This is a genomic window from Barnesiella sp. An22 (assembly GCF_002159975.1).
Classification (GTDB): Bacteria; Bacteroidota; Bacteroidia; order Bacteroidales; family Barnesiellaceae; genus Barnesiella; species Barnesiella merdigallinarum.
In genome coordinates this window covers 34,283-50,129 of record NZ_NFJR01000012.1, presented here as the reverse complement: position 1 = coordinate 50,129, position 15,847 = coordinate 34,283, and the positions used below count along the sequence as shown (strand labels likewise).

The window sequence follows — 15,847 nt, the reverse complement described above, 5'->3', positions numbered from 1 at the left end:
TGCACTAAAATCATACTTTAATCACAAAAAACACACTCTATAAAGCACTAATATAGTTTGATTTTATAGCGAGAAACAAAAACATTCTATCTTTGCGATGTATAATTCAAAACAAAATTAAAGTATGAATAAAGTACGATTTGAACTTATCGAATTTCCTTATCCGACACTGGCCCGTTTCGGTCTCACACAGGAGATGATCGAGGACCTGCCGATGCGTGTCCTCGATGAAATCTGCGACGGGCGACACTCTCCCGTGCTTCCCGTCCGTGTCAGCGACGAGAACGGCGAAACCGTCGAAAGCCGTACCCGCTTCGCCCTTGTCCGCATGGATAACGGACAGGCGGATGTGGTATTCTATCCCGCCTTGAAATCCTCGCCGCTGGAACGGTACGACGAAGCGCAACAGAAACAGCTGCTCGCCGGCAAGGCGATTATCGCGGAGGTGGAGACGGCGGACGGGCGCCACAGCCAGGCGTTCGTGCAGATAGACCCCGAGACGAACCAAGTGATGTCGGTACCCACACCTATCATCGGGCGCAACCTGCAGGTACTGGCCGATGAGCTGCACCTCGGTCCGGTGGAAGTCAGGGGGCTGCAACACGGCGAACCGCTGACGCTGGCGGTGGCCGGCGATCCTGTCACAGTCGGCATCGACCTCCAGACCAAGACCGGCATCCGCTTCTGTTCGGGCGACGAGCAGAAATGGAAGGAACAGAGCAAGCGCGAGTGGGACAAATACACCTTCGGCGTGTACGGCTGCTGGATGATGGATGACGACGGCAACCTTGACTACGTTCCCGAAGAGGAGTACACCGAGGAACTGTGGAACGAGCAGAAGAAGAGCGGCGAACGCAACCGTGCAGCGGCGGCGCTCCACAAGTAAAACCTTAACATCCGGAGAATATGGAACAACATCAATACTATCCCGAAGAGGTGCTTATTGAGAAGATGGAGCGCGGCGAATACGGCTGGCTGGATTACGTCAATCATTTCTCGGCAGAATGGCAGGAAGAATACCTCCGCTACTGCAAGGAGAACGACCTCGCTGTCAGCGACGAGACGGCTGCCGAGTTCGTCCACCACAAGGATGAGCAGCTGGAGGCGGCCATGGAGGCCGGCGACGCGTAAATAACCGACAAACATCATTTCAGACTATGGCGATACGAACGAATACCAATCCCCGACAGATGGACCTGCAACCCGAAATGCGCGACCTGTTAAGACGTAACGGGATGCAGGCCCATGTGGTCAGCGACGGCACGGGCTACCGGCTTCTCGTGCAGGGACACGACTCGCCGCTGCTGACCTATCCGATTACCGAACGTCAGATGTTGGCCCTGACGGACTGGGGAACGAACACAGCCAACAAGAAAGCCTACAACGTGTTCACGAGCATTGTAGGCAATGACTTCTATATGCCCAAGAATTTCGTCCACGCCCGCAATGCCAACGGTCGTGTGGCTATGGGGCTGCACGGCTACCGTATCGGCATCGGCGAGTACGGGCGTGTGGGACGGCTGGGTATGCCGCCCCCGTTTTTAGGCTGGACACCGCGCCACCAGTGGGGCTTCCACCTGCGCCGTGTCGGCGGGCAGCTTTTCTATCCGGGGGCGCCCATCGTCCCCGAACGCTGGGACGGGCGCATGAAACCCGGCGAACTGCAATCGGGCGGTTACGGCTTTTACTACAAGGGCGGCCGGCAAACGCAGCCTGCCCCCGTGCAACAGACCGACGTGCTGCAAAACCTGCAGGCGGTCATCACGCCGATGGTCAGCCGTCCGCGCAGCCAGGAACCGGCACGTCCCTACAAGGAACTGGTAACCTCGCCTGTCTATTTCTCCAACGAGAAATGGCAGGAATGCCTCGCCTCGCACGGCCTTATCGTCGATGCGGAGGCACGGACGCTGACCGTGCAGTCCGAGCAGGTAGCCGCCGATATGGTTTACGACCTGAGGGATGACGAACTCGCCGTCCTGACCTCCAACTCCCTCGAAGAGCATTCCGTCGAGAAGCGACTGGAGGTACTGAACGGGGTTGTCGTGGCGGACTTCGCCGACAAGGTGACGATGGAGATGCTCGACAGCGAGCGGCGCATCCCGCTTGCCCTGCACCCCGAAGTGCAACAGGAGCTGGCACAACGGCAGCAGCAGGAGCAGGAAATCCTCGCGCCGCTGGAAACACGGCTTCCGGAAGAGGATATACGGGAGGGCATGATCGCCTCCGTGAACGGGCGCGACCTGCAATACCTCAAAGAGAACAGGGGCTGGTACAGGGAGGAGAAGCACGGCCGGGAGGTCGAAGTGACCGAGATCGGCGTACACCCTTCCACGGTGGAAGGCAAGTACAAGATGACAGCCGTCATTGACGGGCAGGTCATCAGCCACGAGATCAGCCAACGGGACTACGACAGGTTCCTTGCGGTGGATGATTTTCATCGCATGAAACTATTCTCTAAAATATTCAGCGAGGTGGACATGAAGATGCGTCCGGAGGCGCAGCGCGGTCTCGGCGTGAAGATTTTCGCTGCCCTTACCGCCGGTGCGGTGGTGACGGCAGGCGTCGTGCATGGACTGAACCACTACGGTCCTGAACTTTATGGCGAACGTTTCGGCGGCCCGCCGCGTCCGTACTTCAAGCCCGGCGTGGACACACCGAGGGATGTGGCGATACGCGCTTTCGAGGCGGAGATGAACCGTGAGGTGAACGACATGAGAATGGGGAGGTAAGGCCATGAGGGAAGGAGACCTGACATACGACGACTTCCTGCAACGCCTGACCATTCAGGACGTGCTTATCGACGCGGGCTACCACCTGAACAAGCGCGACGGCCTGCGCTATCCCTCCTATGTCCGTCTGGACAGCGAGGGACGACGCATCCGTGGCGACAAGTTCATCGTCACGCAGAACGGCCAGTGCTGTTTCCACGCACAGCAGCAGAGGGTATATAACCTCATTTCGTTCATCAAGGAACATCCGCAGTTTTTCTCGGAATACCATGCGGGAATGTCCGGCGACCGGCTGGTCAATCTCGTGTGCAACCGGTTGCTGAACCATCCCATTGAGAACCGCGAGACGCGCATCATCCAGCCCAAGCGGGATGTCAAACCGTTCGACATCACGGACTACGACATCCATAAGTTCAACCCGCAGGACAGGGAGACGCAGAAGAAGTTCTATCCTTATTTCAAACACCGGGGTATCGACCTTTACACGCAGTACGCCTTTCACCGCGATTTCTGTCTGGCGACGAAACACCGCCCGGACGGGGCCGCCTACACGAACCTGTCGTTTCCGCTGACCCTGCCCAAGGGCGACGGTACGGCCGTGGGCTTCGAGGAACGCGGACGTGCCCGCCCGGACGGGAGCGGCAGCTACAAGGGCAAGGCCGAAGGGAGCAATTCGAGCGAGGGGCTATGGATAGCCAGCCCGGCCAAGACACCGCTCGCGGAAGCCAAGCATATCTATTGGTTTGAAAGCGCCTACGACGCGATGGCCTATTACCAGCTCCATCAGGCGCAAAACAAAGAGTTGAGAAAGGCGGTTTTCGTCTCCACGGGCGGTTCTCCGACCGTAGCGCAGATGCGGGGTGTGCTTTCTGCCACTCTTCCCGCCAGGCATCATGTCTGTTTCGACACAGATTTGGCGGGGATGGAGTTCTACAAGAATTTTCAGGCAGAGAAGTGCCGCGTAATGCGTTCCATCATCGAAGAGACCCCCGAACGGAAGCCTTACCTCGATACCGTGCGTGAGGACCGGGATTTGGACAGCGGTGAAATATACCTGCTTCCGGAGACCTTGCAGACAAGTTACGGACGGTACGAGAGCGAGTGGGAAGAAGCCATGTCGATGCGATCGAGCGGGCTGTGCCATCCGGACGACATACAAGCTCAAGTGGATATTGTGAGCAAGCATTACAATGAGTTCCGCAAGGGGCTGCGGGATTTTCTCGGTCTGGATAAAGAGCATGATGTCCCCGATATCCGAGAGCAACCTTCCTATCCCAATAAAGACTGGAACGAGCAACTGCTGGCGGAGCGCAAGCTGGAAGAAGCCACTGAAAAAGAGCAGGCCAAAGAGGAAGAACCCGAACAGGAACGACAAACACGTTTTCACAGATGAAAAGGCGGTACACTTTATAAGAAACAATCAAAGATAGACAATGGAGAATAAGGAACTGACATATAATGATTTTTTGCAAAGGCTCGACATGCGGGATATACTGCTCGACGCCGGTTATCACCAGAACCGACGCTTCGGCCTGCGCCTACCCTCATTCAGCCGCATGGACAGCGAGGGAAAGCGTATCCGGGGCGACAAGTTCGTCATAACGAAACAGGGGAAATGCTGTACCCAGCCGCCCCGGCAGAGGGAATATAATGTCGTTTCGTTTATTAAGGAACATCCGTTGCTATTTGCGGAATACCGCAAGGGAATGGATCTGGACCGTCTGGTGAACCTCGTGTGTAGTCGCCTGCTGAACGGTCCCGTCGTACAGTCCCGGCAAGACATCCGTCCGTTCCACATCGCGGACTACGACCTGCACAAATTCGACCCGTGGGACCGGGAAACGCAGAAGAAGTTCCACCTCTATTTCAAGAACCGGAGTATCGACCTTTGCACGCAGTATGCTTTTCACCGCCATTTCTGTCTGGCAAAGAAATACGATGCAGAAGGAACGATACACACCTGTCTCGCTTTCCCACTGACCTTGCCTAAAGGCTACGGCACGGTCGTGGGGTTTGAGGAACGAGACCTTGTGCGGATAGACGGAAGCGGTAACTATCAAGACAAGGCAGAGGAAGGCAATACGAACGAGGGTCTGTGGATTGCCAGCCCTGCCCAAACGCCTCTTGCCGAGGCCAAACACGTCTATTGGTTCGAAAGTGCTTACGACGCGATGGCCTATTACCAACTTCATCAGGCGCAGAACCAAGAGTTACAAAAGGCGGTTTTCGTTTCGACAGGCGGCAAACCTATTGAAAAACAGACGCGAGACGTGCTTGAACTCACCATTCCTGCCACGCAGCATATCTGTTTCAACAACAACCGGAAAGGATGGAATTTCAAACGGGAATTACAACAAGAGATATGCCGCACGGTACATTCCGCCATCGAAGAAACACCGGAAAGGAAGCCATACCTCGATTCCATAGGGGACGGCCATGATCTGGACGAAGGAGAATTAGAGTTATTGCCCAAGAGCGTGCAAGAGAGCTACATACGTTTTGAAGCCGAGCAGGAAAAATTCATGTTGATGCGTTGGGATGAGCAGTGTGTCCCGGAAAACATAAAGGAACAGGCAGGCACCACGGGAAAGTGCTACCGGGAGTACCGGGAAAAGCTACAGGAGTTCCTCGGCATCGACAAGGAACACGACGTTGCCATTAGCCATAAAGAGCCGGACTATCGCTATACGAGCTGGAACGAGCAACTGCTGGCGGAGCGTAAGCTGGAAGAAGCCACTGAAAAAGAGCAGACCAAGGAGGAAGAACCCGAACAGGAACGACAAACACGTTTTCACAGATGATACTGTCACAACCCATAGCCCGGTTCCGGAACGTCGTGCTGCGACCTCACGGGATGCAGTTCGTCATCGACGAGCTGCATTTGGTGTCGGTATGCGTGGCGGGACTGGTGTACGGCGGCATGGAGGCCATGCCGTTGTGCGGTATGGCGACGGCGGTTTCCCTGTTCCTGCTCCTTGTGCTGGCATACCGTTTCATTTACCTGCGGCTGATACGCTACCGTATCGGCGGGGAGCAGCTTGTCAGCGAACACGGGCTTCTGTTGCGCAAGGTCGATTACATGGAACTGTACCGTATCGTGGACTTTCAGGAACACCAAAACCTGCTGCAACAGCTCTGCGGGCTGAAAACGGTCATCATCTTCTCGATGGACCGGAATACGCCGAGGCTCGAACTTACGGGTATCAGGCGGAGCGACGACATCGTGCCGTTGATACGTGAACGGGTGGAATACAATAAACGAAAAAAGGGAATATATGAGATTACGAATCATTAACATGTTTTTGGCCGCCGTTGCCCTCTGCCTGCTTCCGCAACATGGCAAAGCGCAGATTGCCGCCTCGAATCCGTTGGAATGGGCGGCGCTGGTAGAGGGAAACGAGCTGATAAACGGACAGATAGAGAAGCAGATCAAGGGGCAGACGCAGACGGCCCTGCTTCAGAACACTATCGCGGCGGAGTTCAACCAAATACACAAGTGGGAGAAGCAGTACAACAGTTACCTCAAGACGGCGAGCGGTTACGCCTCGTCGCTGAAAGCCTGCACCCATCTGTACAATGACGGCGTGCGTATCTTCCTCACGCTGGGGAAGCTGGGCAAGGCTGTCGCGGACAACCCGCAGGGCATTGTCGCCGGCATGAGCATGAACAACCTCTACATCGAGACGGCCACGGAACTGGTCTCCGTGTTCACGCTGCTCAATGACGCCGTGGCCAAAGGAGGTACGGAGAATATGCTCACGAGTGCGGAACGGAGCAAGACACTGTGGGAGCTGAACGACAAACTCTCGGCTTTCAGCCGTAAACTGCACCTGCTCTACCTGAGTATAAGATACTATACCCTCAATGACGTGTGGGCCAATGTGACTGCCGGGATGCTCGACCGCAGCAACGGCGAGGCGGCCCGCATGGCCCTGACGCGCTGGCGCAGGGCTGCCGCCGTTTCACACTAATCCCGACTGCCTATGAAACGGACACTCACGATATGTTTTCTGCTGCTGTGCGTCGGCTTTTCCAAGACATGGGCACAGAATGACCCCGTGCTGGCCGGAATGATACTGGCCTACACGGACAAGGCACAAAAGGAGCTGAAGAATCAGGAGAGGGTCATGCTGATGCAGACCACGGGGCATATATGGACCAAGGAGGAGGTGGAAGCCACGACCGACCTGCAAAGGGAGTTCAACAACTACCTGAACTCGTTCCGTTCGATTGTCTGCTATGCGGCGCAGATTTACGGCTTCTACCACGAAATATCGCAGCTTACCGACAATATGGGAGACTTCACGAAACAGGTGAGCCGCCAGACGACCAACGCGCTGGCCGTCGCCCTCTCCACGCGGCGCAACCAGATTTACCGGGAGCTGATATTGAATAGCGTGGAGATTGTGAACGACATCCGCACGGCGTGCCTTTCGGGCAACAAGATGACGGAGCGCGAACGCATTGAGATTGTTTTCGGCATCCGTCCGAAGCTCAAGATGATGAACAAGAAGCTGCAACGGCTGACCAAGGCGGTGAAGTACACCACGATGGGCGACATCTGGCGGGAGATTGACGAGGGCGCACGTCCCGTTACCGACAAACGCGACATCGTGGAAGCCGCCCGCAGGCGTTGGAGACAAGTCGGAAAGAATGTAAGACCTTAAAACAAAGATATATGGGATTCTGGAGTACAATATTGAAATATGGTGGCAAGGCCATGAGAGGTGCAGGACAGGCTACGTCAGCCGCCGGCAAGAGCATGGGCAATGCGGTACTGCACCCCTCGCAGACACTGCGTGGAGCCGGACAGGCCGTCAAGACGGCAACCGTCGGCGGTGCCTTCGGCTATGTGGGCTGGAAAAAGCTGACCACAGACGCGAGTGTCTCACGTATCGTCAGCGAGGCCGTGGTCGGCAAACCCGCCACGAACGTCCTCGCGAGTACGGTCGATGACGCACGGGAACTGAAGGAGAAGGCCGGGGAGACCGTCTCGGCGATAGGCGATGCGATAAGTGGCGCAGGTTCACAACTGAACGGTGTGTCGAACTTTATGCAGGCAACCTCCGGGGGCGGTCTCTTGGACATGCTCGGCGGGTTCTTCAGCAACCTTGGCCGTGGCAACGTGTCGGGGTTGAGCATCGCGGGGCTGGTCGCCGCAGCGTTCCTCGTGTTCGGACAACGCGGCTGGCTGGGCAAGATTGCCGGGTTGTTCCTGGGAATGTTGCTCATCGGCAACAACGCGGGTGTTCTCCGCACGGCACCGCAGGAGAGTGTGTCGAGGACGCAGACACCGGCACTCTCTCCGGAGGAGCAGACCCAAAGCGGCGGAATGAGAAGATAGAAGGACAAAATAATACGGAACAATGAAATATACGGAAGAAATGATCCTGCATTCCGACAGCGGCTATTGTATGCCGTTCGAGGAACCGCAGGGAAAGGACGTGGAGCTGTCGCTCGGCTACGGCGAGCAGACGCACCCGGAAACGGGCGAGAAATTTTTTCATCACGGCATTGACTTCAACGTGCGGTGCCATATCCTGTCGGCAGTGGCCGGCGGTATCGTGTCGGGCGTGGGCAACGATCCCGTGCATGGCATCTGCCAGACGATACGTTACAGTGAGTACGAAGTAATATACGGCCATCTGTCGAATGTCTATGCCCAGTTCGGGCAGCGTGTCAAGGCCGGGCAGACGGTAGCCCTGAGCGGCGAGCGGCTGCACATGGAGGTCCGCTTCAAGGGCGAGGAGCTGAACCCACTGGAGTTCTTGACCATGCTGTACGGCAATATCCGTGCGTTGCAGGAAGCCGGCGGGAACGAGACATCCGGCTTCTACGAGGCGGAAACGGGACCGACGACCGATTACGAGAAGGACAGACGGGAAATCGAGGAGCTGATGCTGCGCTTCCTACCGCACTACATGGAGGACTTGCAGCATGGGGCATACCGCCTGCCCGAACACACGGAGCAGTCGTTGCGCCATATCTTCACGATGGGTGCGGTGAAAGAGTATTTCTACGAGCGGATGCCGAGCATCGCCAATCCCCTCGGACTGGGGCGCAAAGCCATGCCGCTGGCCTGCAAGGTGCAGAACCTGCTGATAGCGGATTTCCTGAATTACCTTGCCCTGCGGCATGAGGTGTACCTCTCCACGGCGGGCGGCGACGTAAAAAAAAACTTCATGACGAAGCAGTAGCATACGGCGGTGTCATCGACCCGCTGGCGGAACTGGACATCGACATCCAGAGCTTCGACATACCGAGAATCGTCTCCGTCTATCCCGACCGTGCCGGAGTGAGATGGTGGACGAAGGCGTGGTTCAACAACCGGGAGGAAGGGGAAGCCTCGGTGGAGATCGAACGGGAACAGGCGATACGCTTCATTCACGACCGCATCGAGAAGGACGCGTGGCTCGAAGAGTTCTTTCCCCGACAGATGGAGGTGTACCACAATGCCATCGAGCTGACAAGGGAACAACTCCTGAAACAGATAAACATGATATAGACATACAACAATTATATGGACGGAATAAAGCAGAGCAAACGATTTGCGGAGATAGAGGCGCTCATGGGCGACTATTACCACAGCCATCTCGCACCCGTCATGAGAGAGACGCAAGCCTACCTGACCCGCAAGCAGGGCGAAGAGATGATGGAGTATTCCACCTCCCTGGGCGGCATTCTGAGCATGATGGCGTCATCGGCCCAACCGATGTCCGACCCATACCAGACACTCAAGGTGACGGGCGAATGGAACTCCAAGACAACCGAGGACTACATTGAAATGTGCAAGAGTAAGATTCTTGCATCGAAAGAGATACAGCACGACCTCGCCTACATGGCCGGTGAGTGGCGCAACGCCGTTGTCGGGGAAATCGGCAGGGAGCGTTATGACGCGCTGTCCGGAGAGCTGGGCTGTGACCTTGCCTACGCCTACGTGGACTACCGGGTGGAGCAACTGATGATCGACAAACTGGTCAAGGACCGGATGCCCAAGTCATCAGCCGACTACATCATCCGCAAGGCGGCAGAGTCGAGCCTGCTGGGACTGTCGCAAACATTGAGCCGTTCGCCGTTGGCCGAGGAAATCGAAAGACGCGGCGAGGCCGCCTACCGGCCGAGCAGGTTGGAGGAAGGGACGGCCAAGGTGTTGGGGGCTTCGGCAGATACCCTCATGATGGGCGGCGTGGGTTCGTGGGCGACGTTCGCGCGGTTCGTCGGTGCGGATGTGGCTATCTCGGCTGTCGCCGACCATTTCGCGTCCAAAGAGCCGGAGGACCTTTCGGTGGAGCAATGTATCAGCAAGGGGGTGTTCGGCAGCGACGGGAACGTGTTCGACGGTTTCCGCAAGGAAGCCGCCGCGATGCCCTCCAAAGAGAACACACTCGTGGCCGAAGCCAACGGGCAGTTGCAGAAGAAGATTCCGGTAATGACTTTCGATTATATGGACTGGTGGAAAACGGGAAAGACAGAGATGCCGATGTGGTACGGGAACAACAGGGAGAGCGAAGGGGAACGGAACCGGGCGGAACGGTACAAGGATGTGCCGCTTGTCGTCGCTCCCGGACAGGAGGAAGCCTACTTGCAGTACATGGCAAGGCATGAGGCTACGATGACCGGACAGGTACATGCGGAAAGCGAACAGAGGGAAAAGGTGGAAGAAGGAGTGCAGGAACAAACCGTCCCGACCGAAGAAGAGGCACGGGAAGAACAGACTGTACAGGAGGCGCAGGCCGCACAGACCAACGAGAACGGTTGGGACAGCCTGGTGCGCACACTGGGGCTGGAAGGTCTCGGTGATGTCACAGGCAATCTGGGCTATATACTGGCCATGCTGCCCGACATCCTGCTGGGCGTACTCACGGGAAAGACGCAATCATTGGGGATAAAGGACAACCTGCTGCCCATAGCGAGTATCGTGGCGGGCGTGTTCATCAAAAATCCTATGCTGAAAATGCTGCTTATCGGTCTGGGCGGCGCGAACCTCTTGAACAAAGCGGGACACGAGGCATTGGGACGGGAACAACCGAACCGGGATGCCGACGGCAGTAACGTGCAGTACAAGCGTTACGCGGACGAACCGCTGAACCCGCGCATCGTGAACCCGGTACTGCAGGGCAACACGCTGATCGCCACGATAGACCGTGTGCCCTGTACCGTGCAACTCAGCCCCACGGTGGCAGACGCCTATCGTACCGGGGCATTGCCGCTGAACACGCTGGCCAACGCCATACTCGCCCAAAGCGACCGGCTCCGCCAGATTGCCTCGCGAAACTACGACAACGGGGAGACGGAAACCGTCGTGCGGACACGAGGCATCCAATAATGCTGTCAATGAAAAAGATATACGAATATGAAAGAGAAGTCGCAAATAGAAAAGAACGCCCAGGAGAAGCAGGTCGCCCTGCTCTCCACGGCCCTGAACGAGGCATCGAACGCCGGGGGACACTGGCTCAACGCCACGGGCAAAGGCTACCCGAAATTTTACCCGAAAGGTGTTGCCGTAAGTCCTTTCAACGGGCTGTTCATGGCCCTGCACTCTGATAGGAACGGGTGCAAGACCAACCTGTTCACCCTTTACAGCGATGCCAAGGCACGCGGCACGGCGGTACGTGAACACGAGCAGGGCGTGCCGTTCCTGTTCTACAACTGGAACAAGTACGTCCACCGCAACAACCCGGAGGACATCATCAGCCGCGAGGCTTACCTGAAACTGGACGAGGAGGTACGGAAACAGTACAAGGGCGTACACAACCGGGAGATACGAACGCTCTTCAACATCGACCAGACGACATTTCCCTACGTGGACAAGGAGGCTTACGACTCGGTACTGCTGAAAGACGGGAGCGCCGTGGAGAGAGGTTACTCGGAAGCCGATGAACGACGGCTGCATGGCCGTTTCAACGGTTTCCTGCTGAAGATGCGGGACAACCTCGTGCCCGTGCGCTCGGACGGCAGCGGAATGCCCCACTACGAGACGGACAAGGATGCGGTCTATATGCCGCGTCAACGTGATTTCGAGCATTACAACGACTACGTTCAGGAGGCTCTGCGGCAGATCATGAGCGCCACGGGACACCAGCAGCGCCTCGCCCGCGAGGGCATGGTGATGAAGAACGGCATGGCCCCTTCGGAAGACGCCCTCAAGCAGGAGCGTCTGGTTGTGGAAGTCGCCTCGGGAATCAAGATGCTGGAGCTTGGATTGCCGGCCCGCCTGTCCGACGAGAGCCTGAAACTGGTGGAATACTGGAACCGGGAACTCAAGGAGAACCCCTGCCTGATCGACGCGCTGGAAAGCGACGTGAACAACGCCCTCGAAGTAATCCGCAAGGCAGAGAAGGGAGAAAAAATCGAGTACGCCACGCTGCGCAACCGGCGGCAGACCTCGGACATGAAGGAGCAGCTGCCCAAGCATTATTTCGTGGCCGACGAGATCAAACAACACCCGAACAAGGAGGACAAAACCATTGTCATCGTCATCGACCCCGCCAAGAAGTCGGCGGACGTGATACTCCCTGCCGGCGCATCACTGGAAGTGGACAACGAGATACCGGGCATGAACAAGGCACGTATCGGCAGGGCCTTGCGGAGAGAAGGCATCGAGAGCGTGCGCTTCTTCAACCCCGACGGTGCTTTGGGCTACCGGCCCGATGACAGCTACTTCGCCGAGAAGCAGGTGACACTGGCCCGGTTGAAGAACTGGGCGATGGAGACGCTCTCCACGCTGGACGTAACCTTCGCGGTCAGACGGGCGAACGATGTGAACATTACCCGCGCGGAGATGATTCCGGACGATAAAAGGCGCTGGGCGCTCTACATCAAGCCAGAGAACAAGGAAGGTTACAGCGTCTATCCGGACAAGGAGGATGTGAACCGTTTCTTCTCCACGCTCAAGCAGTCGATGGACAACATCGAGAAGGTCCGCATGGAGCTGGCGCACAAGTATTATGCGCTGGCGGAAGTGCAACCTACCCTGAAGGTGGACCTGTTCAGCACCGAGGCGCAGGACATCGACCTGAACCGCATACAGCGGGTGTCCGTGTACAAGACCAAGCAGGGTGAGACCCAGTGTGTGGCGACCATCGACGGGCAGAAGATGCAGCCCCGGAGCGTTACCCCGCAGCAGAGGCAGCGCATGATGGTGGCTGAGGAAAAAACAGAATACAAGCGGCATCTGGCAGCCACACTCTTTGCCGATGTGCTACGCAAGGGACAGACGCTGGAAGAGAACACAAGCGAGAAACAAGAAAAGGAAACCGCCCGGCAGCAAAGCAGGGAGGCAACGGTCAAACGTACAGACGAGGTAGTCCAGGAACCCGCTTCGCCGAGGAACGGACTACCCATAAGAAACTTACCCGAACAACTGTACGGCAGATACAAGGAGATAAAGGACGGACAGCAGGAAGCGATTGTCCTTTTCAAACATGAAGGCAGCTATTATGCTTCCATGTACGATGCGGAAACCATAGCCAATGAATTGAAGCTACCTCCGCACAAGAAACATCTTTCTTATGATCCGGATAAAATGATACTCGTGTTCGGACATGACAACGAGGAAACGAGAAAACAGATTCTCGGACTACAGGCATACGTGATGGATTGTGATACCGCTCCTAAATTACAGCAGGAAAACGGCGAGCAAAACGAGAACGAACAACACACAACTTTCAGGAGATAGAGATATGGCAAGCAAGAATCAAGAATATGCAGAGCGGTATGCGGAGTACTCGATGGAACAGATGCGGCGGTACGGCATTCCCGCCTCCGTGACGCTGGCACAGGGCATTCTGGAAAGCAGCAACGGGCAGAGCCGTCTGGCACTGAACGAGAACAACCATTTCGGCATCAAGGCCACACCCGAATGGATTGCCCAAGGCGGGCGGTATGGGCTATATACCGATGACAGGCCTAACGAGAAGTTCTGCAGCTATGACAGCGTGGGTGATTCCTACGAGCATCACTCCCGTTTCCTAAAAGAGAACGGCCGTTATGCCCGCTGCTTCACGCTCGCCCCTGACGACTACAAGGGATGGACGCAGGGCCTCGAACAGGCGGGCTATGCCACGGGCGGCCGTTATGCCGCCAGCCTGCAACAGATTATCGAACGGAACGGGTTGCAGGAGTACGACCGTCAGGTCATGCGGGAGATGGAAGCGCAGGGAAAGCAGTTCGGCGTGGAAGAGAACCCGCTCCGGAAATCGGAAAACGCGAAGGAGTATTCGTTTCCGGTCGAACGGAAGGAGTTCCTGTTCATCACCTCGCCGTTCGGGATGCGTCAGGACCCGATAGACGGGACAAAACGGATGCACACGGGGATAGACATCCGGTGCAAGAGCGATGCGGTGCTTGCCACCGAGAAAGGCGGTAAGGTCGTCGCTGTCAATGGCAAAGGTAACACACCCGGCGGCAAGTCCGTCACGGTGGAATATGCCCGTCCGGACGGCAGCAAGGTGCAGTGTACCTATATGCACCTCGGCGATATCGTCGTGAAGGTAGGCGACACGGTGCAGGCGGGCCAGCGGCTCGGCACCTCGGGCAATACGGGAACACGAACGACCGGGGAGCATCTGCATTTCGGTGTCAGGCAGATTCACGCGGACGGCACGCAGCGGGACATCGACCCGGCAGCGTACCTGGCCGAGATAGCGCAGAAGGGCAACATCAGGCAACAGGCACTGCACAACGGAAACGACCTGCTCGCCAAATACCGGGACGCGGAAAGTGTCAGGGAGAGCCAGCCCCTTTCTCCTGACGCATGGATGAAGAAGCTGCTCTCCTCGGAGGACAGCGGCGTGGGAATGTCGGGGTGCAACGACCCGATTGTGGAGATGGCGATGACCGCCTTCACCTCCCTGATGTTGCTGGCGGCACAGATCGACAGCAGGAACGAGGAAGAGCAGAGGGCGGCCATCTCGGCGGCTATGGACAGCCGGAGAATCGACCTGAAATCGCTGGTAACAGGCATGAAAGCCTGCGAACTCGTCATCGGGGAAAACGGCGGGGCCACGCTGCGGGCGGACAACGGGAGCATCGAGGTGTCGCGTGAGCTGACCTCCGCCGAGCTGAGCCGCCTGTCGGCCACGCTGAACAACGGTATCCTCTCCGAGGAAGCCAAACGGCTGCGTGTTACTGGGCTGCTGAACACCGTCCTCCTCTCGGAGGCGGCTTCGCGGAACTTCGAGCAGGGAATGTCCGAGCAGCAGGGACAGACGGAAAACCTGAAACGGTAAAGGCATGGCGATATGATAAGACGCGTGATGATACAGCTATGCCGGTGTCTGTTCGGGTTGTCCGTCCTCGGCCTGCACGTCTTGGTCTGCTACCGTCTGTTCGGACTGGTGGCGACCCTCGTCATCGTGGGCGTGCAGGTGCTGGTTGCGGCATGGATTATCTACATCAAGATACGCGCTCCCGATTAGGGCCTGTTTTTCAGCGCATTCAACTTCAACAGACCCTATGTTGTCCGAAGTGGTAAGTGTATCACTAAAAGACAAATAAATTATGATCAAATGTAATGTAACGGTGTGCGGCGTTATCGGCCGCGACGCTTCGACACGCACAGGCAAGGAAGATAAGAAGTTTCTGTCTTTCCCGCTCCGTGTCGCAATCCAAGGTAAGGACGGCCAAAGCGGTACGGTCGAAATCAGTGTGAGCAAGGACGGCAACGAGGAGGAAGCTGCCGGCTACCGAAACGGCTCGCATGTAGAGGTTACGGGTACGATGTACCTGAAACGCAGGGGTGACAAACTTTATTTCAACCTTTTCGCCGACCGAATCGGCACGGCTTCGGCAGACGACGCGGATTCCCTCAAGGGTGAGATGTCCTTCCGTGGCAAGGTGGGCAAAAATATCGAGCAGCGAAAGGACAAGAACGACAAACCTTACACGGTGTTCTCGGCGTTCAGCACGGAGAAGGTCGATGACGGCTTCGAATACCAGTGGGTGCGTTTCTTCTGCTTCAACGGGTCGTGCGAGGAGTGGCTGCAACCGGGTGTCAAGGTGGACGCCAAGGGTGAGATGGCCGTCTCGCTGCATAACGGGAAACCGGACATTTCCTGCTGCGTGGAGGAACTTGCGCAATATGTCGCATCACAGGATAACTCCAACCTGTAACGGTC

16 protein-coding genes are annotated in these 15,847 nt (G+C 56.8%); all 16 read left to right on the top strand.

What is annotated here, in order from left to right:
- Positions 1–124: 124 nt before the first annotated feature.
- The 16 genes from B5F38_RS11120 (at position 125) to B5F38_RS11045 (ending at position 15,842) form a co-directional block, all read left to right on the top strand.
- Complete coding sequence (locus B5F38_RS11120) at positions 125–886, top strand: DUF4099 domain-containing protein (RefSeq protein ID WP_074704903.1); 762 nt, start codon at positions 125–127, stop codon at positions 884–886.
- A 20-nt stretch (positions 887–906) separates the two neighbouring features.
- On the top strand, positions 907–1,131 hold the full coding sequence (locus B5F38_RS11115) for a hypothetical protein (protein ID WP_074704900.1): 225 nt from the start codon (positions 907–909) through the stop codon (positions 1,129–1,131).
- Between the two features lie 26 nt (positions 1,132–1,157).
- On the top strand, positions 1,158–2,729 hold the full coding sequence (locus B5F38_RS11110) for a hypothetical protein (RefSeq protein ID WP_087409338.1): 1,572 nt from the start codon (positions 1,158–1,160) through the stop codon (positions 2,727–2,729).
- Positions 2,730–2,733: 4 nt separating this feature from the next.
- Positions 2,734–4,122, top strand: coding sequence for a toprim domain-containing protein (locus B5F38_RS11105; RefSeq protein WP_074704895.1), 1,389 nt, complete (start codon positions 2,734–2,736; stop codon positions 4,120–4,122).
- Between the two features lie 40 nt (positions 4,123–4,162).
- Entirely contained in the window at positions 4,163–5,530 is a 1,368-nt protein-coding gene (locus B5F38_RS11100; RefSeq protein WP_074704893.1) for a toprim domain-containing protein, read from the top strand.
- A complete protein-coding gene (locus B5F38_RS11095) occupies positions 5,527–6,024 on the top strand; it encodes a PH domain-containing protein (RefSeq protein ID WP_074704890.1) in 498 nt (165 codons plus the stop codon). Before B5F38_RS11100 ends, B5F38_RS11095 begins: the two co-directional genes overlap by 4 nt.
- Positions 6,005–6,700, top strand: a complete 696-nt coding sequence (locus B5F38_RS11090) for a hypothetical protein (RefSeq protein WP_074704887.1) — start codon at positions 6,005–6,007, stop codon at positions 6,698–6,700. The genes B5F38_RS11095 and B5F38_RS11090 overlap by 20 nt, the downstream gene beginning before the upstream one ends.
- 12 nt (positions 6,701–6,712) lie before the next feature.
- On the top strand, positions 6,713–7,396 hold the full coding sequence (locus B5F38_RS11085; protein WP_074704885.1) for a hypothetical protein: 684 nt from the start codon (positions 6,713–6,715) through the stop codon (positions 7,394–7,396).
- An 11-nt stretch (positions 7,397–7,407) separates the two neighbouring features.
- Positions 7,408–8,073: a hypothetical protein gene (locus tag B5F38_RS11080; RefSeq protein WP_074704882.1), complete on the top strand. Its 666-nt coding sequence runs from the start codon at positions 7,408–7,410 to the stop codon at positions 8,071–8,073.
- 22 nt (positions 8,074–8,095) lie between these two features.
- Positions 8,096–8,926 (top strand): M23 family metallopeptidase, encoded by an 831-nt coding sequence (locus B5F38_RS11075; RefSeq protein ID WP_074704879.1) that lies wholly within the window; start codon positions 8,096–8,098, stop codon positions 8,924–8,926.
- 23 nt (positions 8,927–8,949) lie between these two features.
- On the top strand, positions 8,950–9,234 hold the full coding sequence (locus B5F38_RS11070) for a hypothetical protein (RefSeq protein WP_074704877.1): 285 nt from the start codon (positions 8,950–8,952) through the stop codon (positions 9,232–9,234).
- Between the two features lie 15 nt (positions 9,235–9,249).
- Positions 9,250–11,055: a hypothetical protein gene (locus B5F38_RS11065; protein WP_074704874.1), complete on the top strand. Its 1,806-nt coding sequence runs from the start codon at positions 9,250–9,252 to the stop codon at positions 11,053–11,055.
- A 27-nt stretch (positions 11,056–11,082) separates the two neighbouring features.
- A complete protein-coding gene (locus tag B5F38_RS11060; protein ID WP_074704871.1) occupies positions 11,083–13,407 on the top strand; it encodes a zincin-like metallopeptidase domain-containing protein in 2,325 nt (774 codons plus the stop codon).
- 4 nt (positions 13,408–13,411) lie between these two features.
- Positions 13,412–14,959 (top strand): glucosaminidase domain-containing protein, encoded by a 1,548-nt coding sequence (locus tag B5F38_RS11055; protein ID WP_074704868.1) that lies wholly within the window; start codon positions 13,412–13,414, stop codon positions 14,957–14,959.
- A gap of 12 nt (positions 14,960–14,971) precedes the next feature.
- Positions 14,972–15,148 (top strand): hypothetical protein, encoded by a 177-nt coding sequence (locus tag B5F38_RS14420; RefSeq protein WP_087409337.1) that lies wholly within the window; start codon positions 14,972–14,974, stop codon positions 15,146–15,148.
- An 82-nt stretch (positions 15,149–15,230) separates the two neighbouring features.
- Complete coding sequence (locus tag B5F38_RS11045) at positions 15,231–15,842, top strand: OB-fold nucleic acid binding domain-containing protein (protein ID WP_087409336.1); 612 nt, start codon at positions 15,231–15,233, stop codon at positions 15,840–15,842.
- The last annotated feature ends 5 nt before the right edge of the window (positions 15,843–15,847 follow it).